Genomic DNA, 13,900 nt, shown 5'->3' on the forward strand with positions numbered 1-13,900 from the left:
CTTTCTCTTTGGTGGGATAGCAAGCACGTTTGGCCCGCGTCAACGAGCCGCCAATAGGGTACCCCGCGCTACCGGGTGACTCACTACCTATTTTCGCTTGTTGATGAAATTTTTGGACAGATAGACGGCTGGATTTCTATTGCTGCGTTTTATTGATAGGATGGAGCGCAGGTCGCATGGAAGTCACAAGAAAAGGAGCAGTCGTGTCGCGAGCCAAACAGAGCCTGGAGGCCCAACTCAAAGAGCGGATCCTGATCATCGACGGTGGCATGGGCACCATGATCCAGGGGCATAAGCTGGCGGAAGCCGATTATCGTGGCGAGCGTTTCGCCGATTGGCCTTCCGATCTCAAGGGTAACAACGATCTGCTGGTGCTGACCAGACCGAATGTGATCCGGGAGATCCACGACGCCTACTGCGCCGCCGGCGCCGACATCCTCGAGACCAACACCTTCAACGCCACCCGCATCGCCATGGCCGACTACCGCATGGAGTCCCTGTCGGCCGAGATCAACCGCGAGGCGGCCCGTCTGGCCCGCGCCGTGGCCGACGAGTGGACGGCCAAAGAGCCGCACAAGCCGCGCTTCGTGGCCGGCGTCTTGGGCCCCACCAACCGCACCTGCTCCATCTCACCGGACGTCAATGATCCGGGCAAGCGCAACGTCACCTTCGACGAGCTGGTGGTGGCCTATGACGAGTCGACCCGCGCCCTGATCGAGGGGGGGGCTGATCTCATCCTAATCGAGACCATCTTCGATACCCTCAACGCCAAGGCGGCGGCCTTCGCCGTCGACCAGGTGTTCGAGGCGCTCGGGGTGCGCCTGCCGGTGATGATCTCGGGCACCATCACCGATGCCTCCGGCCGTACCCTGTCGGGCCAGACCACCGAGGCTTTCTACAACGCCATGCGCCACGTGCGCCCCCTCTCGTTTGGCCTCAACTGCGCCCTCGGGCCGGATGAGCTGCGCCAGTACGTATCTGAGCTGTCGCGCATCTGCGAATCCTATGTGAGCGCCCACCCCAATGCCGGCCTGCCGAACGCCTTCGGTGAGTACGATCTCGGCGCGGCTGAGATGGCGACCCACATCCGCGAGTGGGCGTCGAGCGGCTTTCTCAACCTGGTGGGCGGCTGCTGCGGCACCACCCCAGCGCACATCCGCGCCATGAGCGAAGCGGTGGCCGGCATCGCGCCGCGCCCCCTGCCCGATCTGCCGGTCGCCTGCCGCCTCTCGGGTCTGGAGCCGCTCACCATCGACGCCGACTCGATGTTTGTGAACGTCGGTGAGCGCACCAACGTCACCGGCTCGGCTCGCTTCAAGCGCCTCATCAAGGAGGAGCTCTACGACGAGGCGCTCGAGGTGGCCAAGCAGCAGGTCGAGAGCGGCGCCCAGATCATCGACATCAACATGGATGAGGGGATGCTCGACGCCGAGGCGGCCATGGTGCGCTTCTTGAATCTCATCGCCGCCGAGCCGGACATCGCCCGGGTGCCCGTGATGATCGACTCCTCCAAGTGGGAGGTGCTGGAAGCCGGCCTCAAGTGCGTGCAGGGCAAGGGGATCGTCAACTCCATCTCGATGAAGGAGGGGGAGGCCAAGTTTATCGAGCAGGCGAAGCTGATCCGCCGCTACGGCGCCGCCGTCATCGTCATGGCCTTCGACGAGAAGGGACAGGCCGACACCCGGGCGCGCAAGACCGAGATCTGCCAGCGCGCCTACCGCATCCTGGTCGAGCAGGTCGGCTTCCCGCCGGAAGACATCATCTTCGACCCCAACATCTTCGCGGTCGCCACCGGCATCGACGAGCACAACAACTATGCGGTGGACTTCATCGAGGCGGTGAAGGACATCAAAGAGAGCCTGCCCCACGCCATGATCTCGGGCGGCGTCTCCAACGTCTCGTTCTCCTTCCGTGGCAACGAGCCGGTACGCGAGGCGATCCACGCCGTGTTCCTCTACCACGCCATCAAGAACGGCATGGACATGGGGATCGTCAACGCCGGCCAGCTCGCCATCTATGAGGAGATCCCAAAAGATCTCAAGGAGAAGGTCGAGGCGGTGGTGCTCAACACCCACCCCGGCGCCACCGAGGCGCTGCTGGCGATTGCCGAGCAGTATCGCGGCGGCGCGGCCGAGGTGGCTGACCCGCGCGAGCAGGAGTGGCGCAGCTGGCCGGTGGGCAAGCGGCTCGAACACGCCCTGGTGAAAGGGATCACCGATTTCATCGAAGAGGACACCGAAGAGGCGCGGGCCCAGGCCGAGCGGCCGCTGCACGTCATCGAGGGGCCGCTGATGGACGGCATGAACGTGGTCGGTGACTTGTTCGGTGCCGGCAAGATGTTCCTGCCCCAGGTGGTGAAGTCGGCGCGGGTGATGAAGCGGGCGGTGGCCTACCTGCAACCCTATATCGAGGCGGAGAAATCCGGCGGCACCAGCAATGGCAAGATCGTGCTGGCCACCGTGAAGGGGGACGTGCACGACATCGGCAAGAACATCGTCGGGGTGGTGCTCGCCTGCAACAACTTCGAGATCGTCGATCTCGGGGTCATGGTGCCCGCCGAGACCATCTTGAAGACCGCCCGCGAGGTGAACGCCGACATCATCGGTCTGTCGGGCCTCATTACCCCGTCGCTCGACGAGATGGTGCACGTGGCCAAAGAGATGCAGCGCCAGGGCTTCACCCTGCCGCTGCTGATCGGCGGCGCCACCACCTCCAAGGCGCACACCGCGGTCAAGATCGAGCAGAACTACTCTGAGCCCGTGGTCTATGTCTCGAACGCCTCGCGCGCCGTGGGGGTGGCCCAGAGCCTGCTGAGCCCCGAGCTCAAAGGCCCCTTCGTCGAGCGTCTCGACAAGGAGTACGAGGTGGTGCGCGAGCAGCACGCCCGCAAGCAGCCGCGCACGCCGCCGGTGTCGCTGGCGGTGGCCCGTGCCAACAAGCACCAGCTGGACTGGGCTCATTACCAGCCGCCGCGCCCGCAGGTGAGCGGTGTGCAGGTGATCGAGTCGATGCCGATCGCCACCTTGCGCCGCTACATTGACTGGACCCCCTTCTTCCTGAGCTGGGAGCTGGCCGGCAAGTACCCGCGCATCCTCGAAGACGAGGTGGTGGGGGAGGAGGCGACGCGCCTGTTTGCCGATGCCAACGCCATGCTGGATCGGCTTGAGCGGGAGGGCTCGGTGCGCTGCGCCGGGGTGTTTGGCCTGTTCCCGGCCAACGCGGTGGGCGACAGCATCGAGGTCTACGCCGACGAATCCCGTGAACGCGTCATCGAGACCCTGCACCACCTGCGTCAGCAGACCGAGAAGAAGGGCTTCCCCAACTACTGCCTCGCCGACTATGTGGCCCCCAAGGAGAGCGGCGTCGCCGACTGGGTCGGTGCCTTCGCGGTGACCGGCGGCATTGGCGAGGAGGAGATAGCCCGAGCCTTCAAGGCCGAGCACGACGACTTCAATGCCATCCTCATTCAGGCGGTGTGCGATCGCCTGGCCGAGGCCTTCGCCGAGTACCTGCACGAGCAGGTGCGCAAAGTGCACTGGGGTTATGCGCCGGACGAGCAGCTCTCCAACGAGGAGCTCATTCGCGAGAACTACCGTGGCACCCGCCCGGCGCCGGGCTACCCGGCCTGCCCCGAGCACACCGAGAAGGGGGCCATCTGGCGGCTGCTGGGGGTGGAGGAGCGGATCGGCATGAAGCTGACCGAATCCTACGCCATGTGGCCGGGGGCGGCGGTGTCGGGCTGGTACTTCTCCCACCCCGACAGCCGCTACTTTGCGGTGGCCCAGATCCAGCGCGATCAGCTGGAGGACTACGCGGCACGCAAGGGAATGAGTCTGGAGGAGGCCGAGCGCTGGCTGGGGCCTAACCTCGGTTGATGACATGCTGATGACAAGCGGGCCTACGGGCCCGCTTTTGCGTATTTTGCCTTGTGGTCAGGATAAACAATTGGCGTTGTCGCGCTGGGACGGCACCTTATACTCTCTCGCCCTTTCCCGAGATCCTGAGCGTCATGAAGATAGCCATCCTCTCCCGCGAACCGAACAACTACTCGACCCGCCGCCTGGTGGAGACGGCAGAGCGCCGTGGCCACCGGGTAGAGGTGCTCGATACCCTGCGCTGCTACATGAACATCGCCTCTCACTGCCCCTCCATTCACTACGAGGGGATGGAGCTGGGCGGCTATGACGCCATCATTCCGCGCATCGGCGCCAGCATCACCGCCTACGGCACCGCCGTGCTGCGCCAGTTCGAGATGATGGGCACCCTGCCCCTCAACAGCTCGGTCGGTATCTCCCGCTCGCGCGACAAGCTGCGCGCCATGCAACTGCTCTCGCGCCACGGCCTCGGGCTGCCCATCACCGGCTACGCCCACAGCACCCGCGACGTGCCCGACCTCATCACCATGGTGGGCGGCGCCCCGTTGGTGGTGAAGCTGCTCGAAGGCACCCAAGGGATCGGCGTGGTGCTGTGCGAGACCCAAAAAGCCGCCGAGAGCGTGATCGAAGCCTTCATCCAGACCAACAACAACATCCTGGTGCAGGAGTACATCCGCGAGGCCAACGGCGCCGACATCCGCTGCGTGGTGGTGGGGGGCAAGGTGGTGGCCGCCATGCGCCGTCAGGCCCAAGAGGGGGAGTTTCGCTCCAACCTGCATCGGGGCGGCTCGGCAGAGGCGATCACCATCACCCCGGAGGAGCGGGCCACCGCGGTGCAGGCGGCCAAGATCATGGGGCTCGACGTGGCCGGGGTCGACATATTGCGCTCTGCCCGTGGCCCGCTGGTGTTGGAGGTGAACTCCTCCCCCGGCCTGCAAGGGGTTGAGGCGGCCTCGGGCAAGGACGTGGCCGACAAGATCATCGAGTACCTCGAGAAGAAGGCGTCGAAGAAGCACAAGCCAGCCGAGTGAGATAGGGAGTTCAGCCAAACTCCGCCGCCTGTGGCAAGCCGGGGGTTTGCCCTGTGCGCCAGTGCCAAGCGCCCCCATCCGGGGGCGTTTTGCTATCTGTCTTCGCGTGGTTAAGACCTTCTCGGTCGGATCGTTGGGGGCAATACACGGAGCGCATTGCACCGTTTGTGGAGTCTTTCTTGGCTTTGGGGAGTTTGATGCGGCTGCGCCGCATGGGACGCGAGGCCATTGGCCTCGACGGGTTTCGCCCTCCCTACGGGCCGGGGCGAGTGACTTTTCTTTGCGTGGCCAAAGAAAAGTCACCAAAAGAAAGGCCACCCCCGCCAACCCGACCGCTACGCGGTGTCCCTCGGATCAGTCGCCAGGTCGGACAGAGCGCCGCAGATGGGGCATCCCTGCCCCGCTGCGGCTGCGCCATCATCCCTGATGGCGCTCCTGACCTTGCTCCCTCCCCTCGGCGGGTTGGAGGGGGATCCAATACCGTGCCCACCCGCGTCAGAGAAGGCTGGACGTCGATCTATTGGCCGCTACGCGGCGCTCAGATTGGTGGGTGTCCCAGAAATTTTCAGAAATTTTTTAGCTTGAAATACACAGGGCTTGCATCGAGCAAGGCCTGTGTATTTATATATGGCATTTATAACTAACACTTCCTGAATTCACCCTGTTATAACTGTAGTCTTACGAAAAGAAGAAAACGCATTCAATTTAATCGATTCTCATGTAGACATGGATGTACGAGGTGATATGAAAGATATAAATGTAGGTTTTTGGCTCACGTTGGCCACATTGATACTCGTAGTTATCTGGTGTGGATATTACATCGTAGCCAGAAACATTAATCACAAGGATATGGTTTTTCTTATACAGCGTTATTTGCGGCAATGTGTCTATTCCTTTTGAATGTTTACTTTTCACTCCGTAGTGAAAGCGAAGTGAAGCATATAATGGCACATGTATATCATAAAGGTAATCTTGTTTGTTTTTATAAACACGATAATGAAAAACATATACCATTCTTCGTTGCAAAAAATCATAATATGATTTCTAGCTTATCTGATATCCCTCCTTCTGAAGAGGTCGTTGGATATAGCGATATTGATGCACGAGTGGCTCTCAATAAAAAATTAGTTGAGTACATGAGATCTTGTTTCATTGGTTCTCTGGCGAATGACTTTCATGACTGGGAGGAAGAGCCTAAGGGTAACGTCAGAGGGACTGTTGGCTATTTCGTTTCCAACGATGTGGATGACAAACATGAATATCTATCACATCTAGATATAATACGGTATTCAGGGGCAAATCTCAGCGAAGAGATGTTAGGCGACTGTAATATAGCTAAGTGGGTTAAGTTGCCAAAGGGAACGAAAGTAAAAGAATCGCAAAATGGAATTACATTTGATAATCCGCATTGCTCAATAGTAATTGAATTCATTGTTAATATAAATCACGAATGGGACTTGAAGTACCATCCTGATGGGACAACTCATACCATTTGTAGTGTTAGCCCCCCATGTGAGCGTTCCATCACATACTTTGCCACGATTGTTTACACTACAAAATTTAAAAAAGAACTATCAGGCAACCCTAAAAAGATAATCTATAAAGCATGGTCTGATAAGTTGTTTGGTTTTATAAATGACAGTTTTTCATTGTCTTAATTATTTTTGTACAGATCTAGTTATCACCTGACACCGGCCTCAAACCGGTGTCTCGTTGACGCTACTTTAGAGCGTACAAGGAGAATCAGGACACCCACCGTTGTGATAGCCGTTTAGCGAGGCGTTATGGTGATGGGTGTCCCTGTTTCGCTTCTGATTTCTTGCCCACAGAAAGCGTTAGCTCCTGCCTTTGAACTGTTTGATGCTGCGCTTGGCCTGGGTGCGGCGGTTGGCTTGCTTGTCGCGGGGCGGGCGTTTGCCGGCGCCGCTGGCGGGTTGGTCGGTGACCGGGAAGTCGGCGAGGGTCTCTAGCGGCAGAGCGCGGCCGGTGAGGGCGCGGATCGCCGCCAGCGTTTCGGCCTCGCCGTGGCAGGTGAGCGAGAGGGCCAGCCCGCTGCGCCCGGCGCGGGCGGTGCGGCCGAGGCGGTGCACATAGACAGGGGCGTTGGCCGGCAAGTCCAGGTTGATCACCACCGGCAGCGCCTCGATGTGGATGCCGCGCGCCATCAGATCGGTGGCCACCAGCACCCGCACCTTGCCCCCCTTGAAGTCCCCGAGCGCTTGCTCGCGCGCCCCCTGATCCTTCTCCCCGTGCAGGGCCGCCACCGCGATGCCGGCCTTGGCGAGCTTGCGGGCCACGCCGTCGGCGTCGTCCCTGGCGCTGATAAAGACCAGCACCTGTGGCCATGGGTGCGCCTTTAACAGTGCGATCAGCGCCGGTACCTTGCTGCTCTTGTTGACCAGATAGAGGTGCTCCTCGATGTGGTCGGCCACGCTGTTGCGCGGATCGGCGTCGACCCGCTCGGGCTCGTTCAGCAGGCCGGTGGCCAGGCTCTCCAGCTCGCCCGGCAGGGTGGCCGAGAAGAGCAGGGTCTGGCGCGCTTTTGGCATCAATCCAAGCAGGGTCTGGATATCGGGCCAAAAGCCCATCTCCAGCAGGCGATCCGCCTCGTCCAGCACCAGCATGCGCAGCGCCTCCAGCGTCACTATCTGCTGGCTCAGCAGATCGCGCAGCCGCCCCGGCGTTGCCACCAGCAGCTGGGGCCCTTGCGCCAGCGCGATCTGTTGCTGCTCTTGCGCCACGCCGCCGCACAGGGTGACCAGCTGCACCCCCAGCGCGTCGGCACACCCTTGTAGCGCCGCGCTCACCTGGGCCGCCAGTTCGCGGGTCGGCACCAGCACCAGCCCCTGCACTGTGGGTTGGGCGGGATCGAGCCGCGCCAGCAAGGGCAGGCCGAAGGCCAGCGTCTTGCCGCTGCCGGTGCGGGCCAGCGCCAGCAGATCCCGCCCCGCCAGCACGGCCGGGATGGCCAGCTGCTGCACCTGGGTCGGGTGCTGAAGAGCGGTGGGCAGGGCTGCCAGCAGGGCAGGGGAGAGGTCGAGTTGCTCAAAGGTCATGGGGGCGCACGGATCAGTCAGTGGGAAGCGCAGTCTAGTGAGCGAGGGGACAGAAGTAAAACCTCATCCCCTCTGGGCAACTAGCGATAGCGCCCGCATGGCGCTTTCGCAAGATGCCGCCGGCCTTCAGCACCTTTGGCTTTAAATACCATCTGGGCGTGCCCTGGTGGATGAGGTGGGCCGCCGTTGGGGCGGCCGCCACCTATCGCCAGCACCACGGCCTCCCTGGATCAGCCAAGCGGCGGTGTTAACGCCATGGCGTAGCGTGACAGAGGGGGTGGGCCGAATGGCGCTCCCTTATCGTTATCATCTGTTGCAAAATTGCGCGGCATTAAGATCAAACACCAGTGTTTAATTAATTTCTGGATGAAGTGGCTGCATTGATGGGGGCCTCTTGCCTCTTTTCGGCACAAACGCTCTACTTAGCCCCCACCGCACTCGCGGAATATAAAAATTAAATAAGGCCACATGCAGATTCCCAGCCCGAATACGCCATTCGGGCCGGCTTCTGCCGTGGTTTTCTCTGGTCACAGGCAGGCAACGCAACATGAACAATCAAGGCTTAACGTCCAAAGACATCGTCGCGCTGGGTTTCATGGCCTTCGCGCTCTTTGTCGGGGCCGGCAACATCATCTTCCCACCCATGGTGGGGCTACAGGCGGGCGAACAGGTGTGGAGCGCGGCGCTCGGCTTTCTGCTGACGGCGGTCGGCTTGCCGGTGCTGACCGTGGTGGCGCTGGCCAAGGTGGGCGGCGGCGTAGATGCGCTGAGCGCCCCCATCGGCCGCAAGGCCGGGCTGCTGCTCGCCACCGTCTGTTATCTGGCCGTCGGGCCGCTGTTTGCCACCCCGCGCACCGCCACCGTCTCCTACGAAGTGGGGCTGGCGCCCCTGTTTGGTGACGATGGCTCGGCCCTGCTGGTCTACAGCCTGGTCTACTTCGCCCTGGTGATCGGCATCTCCCTCTACCCAGGCCGGCTGCTCGACACGGTGGGTCACGTGCTGGCGCCGATCAAGATCCTGGCGCTGGCCGCACTCGGTGTGGCGGTGCTGCTGTGGCCGGCCGGCTCGGCCATTCCCGCCATCGAGAGCTACCAGCATCAGTCCCTCTCCAACGGTTTCATCAACGGCTACCTCTCCATGGACACTCTGGGGGCCATGGTGTTTGGCATCGTCATCGTCAACGCGGCCCGCTCGCGCGGGGTGAGCAGCGCCGGGTTGCTGACCCGCTACACCATACTGGCCGGTCTCATCGCCGGGGTGGGCTTGACCCTGGTCTACCTCAGCCTGTTTCGCCTCGGCTCGGTGAGCGGCGAGCTGGCCCCCCACGCCCAGAATGGCGCCGAGATCCTGCACGCCTATGTGCAGCACACCTTCGGCGGCATGGGCAGCGGCTTTCTGGCCCTGCTCATCTTCATCGCCTGTCTGGTGACGGCGGTCGGCCTGACCTGCGCCTGCGCCGAGTTCTTCGCCCAGTACCTGCCGCTCTCCTACCGCACCCTGGTGCTGCTGCTGGGGGGCTTCTCCATGCTGGTCTCCAACCTTGGCCTGAGCCACCTGATCCAGCTCTCGGTGCCGGTGCTGACCGCCATCTATCCCCCCTGCATCGTGCTGGTGGGGCTGAGTTTCACCCTGCGCTGGTGGAACAACGGCAGCCGGGTGGTGGCGCCGGTGATGTTGGTGAGCCTGCTGTTTGGCCTCATCGACGGCCTCAAGGCCTCGGCGCTGGCCGACGTGCTGCCGGGCTGGAGCCTGGCGCTGCCTCTGAGCGAGCAGGGGCTGGCCTGGTTGCCCCCCTCGCTGGGCACCCTGCTGCTGGCGGCCCTGTGCGATCGCCTGCTAAGCCGCCCGCACGTGGCCACCTGCCAGTAAGGCGCGCCGTCCCCATGCCAACCTCGCCTCTTGGGCCGGGTTAGCCATAAAAAAAGGAGCCTGCGGGCTCCTTTTGCATCGGGTGGTTTTACCCCCACAGGGCAAACAGGAGTGTGCCGCTCGCCCCGGCCAGCAGCAAGATGACGCCGACCCGGCCCGGGCCGTGCAGCTTGGTCCACATGAAGAGGCTGGTGAGGGCGAGCAGCAGCAGGGCGAGGGCGGCCAGATCGCCGAAGAGCTGCCAACCGAGGCCGGTGCCCATGCCCCGGTGCAGCCGGTTGAGGCTGGCGGCCAGGTTGGCCTGCTGGGTCTCTACCCGCACCTCCAGGGTGCCGGCCACATAAGTCGCCATCAGGCTGTGGCGCAAGTCCAGCATGCGCAGCTCCCAGCGGGCCGGCAGGGTCAGGCTCCCCTCCGGGGTCGGTAGGGTCTGCGGCGGCGTGAGCCGCACGCGCCCCTCCTCGCCGGCTTGGGGGTAGCGCTGGCGCAGCAGGGTGCGCAGCGCATCCACATCGGCCAGCGGGGCGGCCAGAGGCAGGGTCTCGCTCCCCTGTTCGGTGTGGGGGCCGGGCAGGGGCAGCACGGCGCGATGTTGCAGCCACAGGCCGGTCAGGCCATAGAGCAGCATCAGGGTCAGGGTCAGCAGACCGGCCCAGGCGTGCAGGCGGCGCACCCATTTGTTGTTGTGCAGGGGAAGGCGGCGTCTCATGGCGATATTGGCCGGCGTGGCCGGCCCGATCTCCTTCTCATCAGAAGCGGTAGGTGGCGCTCAGGTTCACCTGGCGCGGGCTGCCCGGCATGATCTGCGCGGCGCTGGTGGCACTGACGAAGTACTCCTTGTCGAGCAGGTTCTCCATGGCGAGCTGGGCCTCCCAGTGGGGCCAGCGGTAACCGGCGCGGCCGTCAACGCGGGCGTAGCCGGGCAGCACTGTGCTGTTGTCGTTGTCGGCATAGCGCTTGCCAACCGCGGTGACGCCGCTTTCGCCGAACCAGCCGAGCTGGCCCTGCTGATAGCCTGCAAACAGCTCGCCGTTGTGGCGCGACACGTTGCTCGGGCGCTTGCCCTGATAGCGCGCCTCGGCCTTGACCTGTTCGGCGTCTTGCAGGGCGAGGCCGCCGCGCAGGTAGATCTCGTCGCTGAGCTGGGCGCGGGCGCTTAGCTCGATGCCGTCGGTGCGTTGCAGACCGGTCAGGATCACCCGGGTCGGATCGTCGGGATCCTTGCTGCGCTTGTTGTACATCTCGAGGCGATAGAGCGAGAGGGTGGTGGCCAGGCGGCCGTCGAACCAGTCGCTCTTCACCCCGGTCTCGTACTGGCGGGTGTGCTCGGGATCGAGGTGGTTGCTGGGATCGCCTGGGGTGATGCCGATGAGGCCGCCGCCGGCCGGGGCAAAGCTCTTGCTGTAGGAAGCGTAGAGCGCGTGTGCCTCGATGGGGTTCCATACCAGACCGAGGCGCGGGCTCAGGCTGTCGTCGCTCACGCTCTGCTGGGTGCCTTTGTCAATGCGCTCGCTGGTGACGGTGAAGTGGTCGTAGCGCAGGCCGGCCAGCAGGTGCCAGTCGCCCAGGCTCAGCTGATCTTGCAGGTAGGCCGCCTGGCTGCGCACCCGGTGGCGGGCATCGCTGGCGAGCTTCATGGCGCCGTCGTGGGTCGGCAGGTTGGCCGAGTCATACAGGTTGCCGGGCGGGATCGGGGTGGCGTTCTGCCACAGCGTGGGGGTGCGCTCCTGCCACCCCTGCTCGACCCCGATGAGCAGCCGATGCGCCAGCGGGCCGCTTTGCAGCTGGCCTTCGGCCTCCAGGTTGGAGGCGAGGTTGCGGGCGTGCAGATCCTGCTGCCAGCGGGCTCGGGTCACCTGATCGCCCTTGACGGCGGTGACATAGGTGTTGTCGAACTGGCTGTCGAGATCGATGAGGCTCAGCTGGTGGCGCAGCTGCCAGGCATCGCTGACGTCCCAGCTCAGGTGGGAGCGGGCCGACTGGGCCAGATCGTTGATGTAGTCGCGGCCGGTATCGCTGTAGACCGCCTTGCGCGACACCTCGGCCGGGCGGCCATCGACGCCGGGAATGCCGCGATCCGGAGTGCGTTTGTACTCGTTGCGCTCGTATTGCAGCAGCCAGCTGGCTCGCTCGCTCAGATCCCAGTTCAGCGCCGGCGCCAGCAGGGTGCGCTTGCCGTGCACGCCATGGCGGAAGCTGTCGGCATCCTCCTGGGCCACGTTCAGGCGCAGTTGCACCTGCTCGCTAGCCTCGGCGTTGAGGTCTGCCGCCAGCCGCTGGCTGTCGTGGCTGCCGGCGCGCACGCTCACGCTCGACGCCTGCCCCTTCTGCGGTTTCTTGCTGATGCGGTTGACGATGCCGCCGCTGCTGCCACGGCCATAGAGCACGGCGGCCGGCCCCTTGAGCACCTCGACCCGCTCTATGTTGCCGAGATCGCGGGTGTACTGCATGTCGTCACGAAAGCCGTCGAGGAACAGATCGCTGCCGGCGCTAAAGCCGCGGATGGTGACGCCGTCAAAGCGGGTGTCGCCGCTGGCATCGACGCCGGGGATGCCGACCAGCGACTCGCTGAGGGTACTCTGGCCGAAGGCGGTCAGCTCGCTGGCCGCGACGCTGTCGATGGTCTGCGGCACCAGCTTGGCCGGGGTGGCGGTGCGGGTGGCGGTGGCCACTTCGGGGTGTTGGGTGCGTTTGCCGTTGATGACGAGGGTCTCGTCGCTGGCGAGCGCCGGGCCACAGGTGGCCAGCAGCGCCAGACACACCAGAGAGGGGCTGCAATGGGGGTGGTGCATGGGGTTGTCGACTCTTGTTGTTATTGCCTGAACTGCATCTGTTGATTCTCACGCTCCGGTGAGGTTCGCAATGATAGTTATTTTCATTAGCAATACAACTCCGCGAATAGCAGGGGATCGACGCGGTGTGAGCCGGGCTGGGAGGGGAATAAGCAGGCCCGCATGAGGCGGGCCTGGGAAGGGTCAGCGACGGGCGGCGCAGCGCTCGGCCAGTGCCCGCTTCTCGGCCTCATCGAGGAAGGCCAGGGTCAGGCCATTGTGCTGGGCCTGGCGGATCTCGGCGGCGCCGAGGCCGACGGCCGGGGCGGCGACGTTATATTCGTGGGGCAGCTCGATCCCCTCGACCGCCGGATCGTCGGTGTTGAGGCAGGCCAGGATGCCGTGGGCGAGGAAGGGGCGGATCGGGTGGCGCTCGAAGCTCTCGACCGTGCTGGTCTGCACGTTGGAGGTGAGGCAGGACTCGATGCCGATGCGGCGCTCGGCGAGGAAATCCATCAGGCGCGGGTCCTCGATGGCCTTGACCCCGTGGCCGATACGCTCGGCGCCGAGATCGCGGATCGCCTGCCACATGCTCTCGGGGCCGGCGGCCTCGCCGGCGTGGACCGTGACGCGCAGACCGGCGTCGCGCACCCGGCGAAAGTGGTCGGTGAACAGCTCACCCGGGAAGCCCAGCTCATCGCCGGCCAGATCGATGGCGACCAGCTGGCTGGCGTGGGCCAGGCAGGCCTCCAGCTCGCGGCGGCACTGCTCGGTGCCGAAGGTGCGGCTCATGATGCCGATGAGGTTGGCCTGCACCCCGAAGTCGCGGCAGCCGGCCTGTACGCCGTCGATGACCGCCTCCACCACCCCTTGCGGGTCGAGGCGGTGGGCCATGGCCATGTAGGCGGGGCTGAAGCGTAGCTCGGCATAGTCGATGCCGGCACGCAGCAGATCCTCGGCATTCTCGTAGGCCACCCGGCGGCAGGCGTCATAGTCGGCCAGCACCGCCACCCCCCAGTCCAGTTTCTTCAAGAAGGCGACCAGGCTCGGCTCGTTTTCGACGATCTGCACGTGGGGGCGCAGCGCCTCGAGATCCGTGGCCGGCAGGGCGATGTTGTGCTGGCGACCCAGTTCCAGGATGGTCTGGGCGCGGATGTTGCCATCCAGGTGGCGGTGCAGGTCGGTCAGGGGGAGCGATCGATCAATCATGATGAGCCTTCTTGTTCTGTGCCTCGATGAGCAGACATTCTAGGGGCGGGCGGCGGAAAAGATAGCCCGCCGCAGCCTAGGTGGAGGC

Annotated in this window: 8 protein-coding genes; 4 read left to right on the plus strand and 4 right to left on the minus strand. The window is 63.7% G+C overall.

The features are described 5' to 3' along the window. Positions 1-176 precede the first annotated feature (176 nt). The 3 genes from metH to BN1134_RS19620 all read left to right on the plus strand — a co-directional run bounded on the left by metH (position 177) and on the right by BN1134_RS19620 (position 6,564). Positions 177-3,875, plus strand: a complete 3,699-nt coding sequence (metH, locus tag BN1134_RS06040) for a methionine synthase (RefSeq protein WP_042045930.1) — start codon at positions 177-179, stop codon at positions 3,873-3,875. 134 nt (positions 3,876-4,009) lie between these two features. Continuing rightward, positions 4,010-4,906, plus strand: a complete 897-nt coding sequence (rimK, locus tag BN1134_RS06045) for a 30S ribosomal protein S6--L-glutamate ligase (RefSeq protein WP_042045931.1) — start codon at positions 4,010-4,012, stop codon at positions 4,904-4,906. A gap of 944 nt (positions 4,907-5,850) precedes the next feature. Next, positions 5,851-6,564, plus strand: a complete 714-nt coding sequence (locus tag BN1134_RS19620; RefSeq protein WP_156991692.1) for a hypothetical protein — start codon at positions 5,851-5,853, stop codon at positions 6,562-6,564. A 177-nt stretch (positions 6,565-6,741) separates the two neighbouring features. Here the strand turns inward: BN1134_RS19620 and BN1134_RS06050 are convergent, their stop codons facing one another. Beyond that, positions 6,742-7,962: a DEAD/DEAH box helicase gene (locus BN1134_RS06050; protein ID WP_042045932.1), complete on the minus strand. Its 1,221-nt coding sequence runs from the start codon at positions 7,960-7,962 to the stop codon at positions 6,742-6,744. Between the two features lie 547 nt (positions 7,963-8,509). On the opposite strand from BN1134_RS06050, the gene brnQ reads away from it, so the two are divergent. After that, positions 8,510-9,832 (plus strand): branched-chain amino acid transport system II carrier protein, encoded by a 1,323-nt coding sequence (gene brnQ, locus BN1134_RS06055; RefSeq protein ID WP_042045934.1) that lies wholly within the window; start codon positions 8,510-8,512, stop codon positions 9,830-9,832. Between the two features lie 88 nt (positions 9,833-9,920). Here brnQ and BN1134_RS06060 read toward each other — a convergent pair whose 3' ends face one another. From BN1134_RS06060 to add, 3 genes are all read right to left on the minus strand, one after another. Beyond that, positions 9,921-10,541 carry a PepSY-associated TM helix domain-containing protein gene (locus tag BN1134_RS06060; RefSeq protein WP_042045936.1) on the minus strand — a complete coding sequence of 207 codons (621 nt, stop codon included), beginning with the start codon at positions 10,539-10,541 and terminating at the stop codon, positions 9,921-9,923. A gap of 40 nt (positions 10,542-10,581) precedes the next feature. Then, a complete protein-coding gene (locus BN1134_RS06065; protein ID WP_042045937.1) occupies positions 10,582-12,624 on the minus strand; it encodes a TonB-dependent receptor in 2,043 nt (680 codons plus the stop codon). 183 nt (positions 12,625-12,807) lie between these two features. Next, entirely contained in the window at positions 12,808-13,812 is a 1,005-nt protein-coding gene (gene add / locus BN1134_RS06070) for an adenosine deaminase (RefSeq protein WP_042045939.1), read from the minus strand. Between the last annotated feature and the right edge of the window lie 88 nt (positions 13,813-13,900).

Source organism: Aeromonas simiae, from assembly GCF_000820125.1.
GTDB lineage: Bacteria > Pseudomonadota > Gammaproteobacteria > Enterobacterales > Aeromonadaceae > Aeromonas > Aeromonas simiae.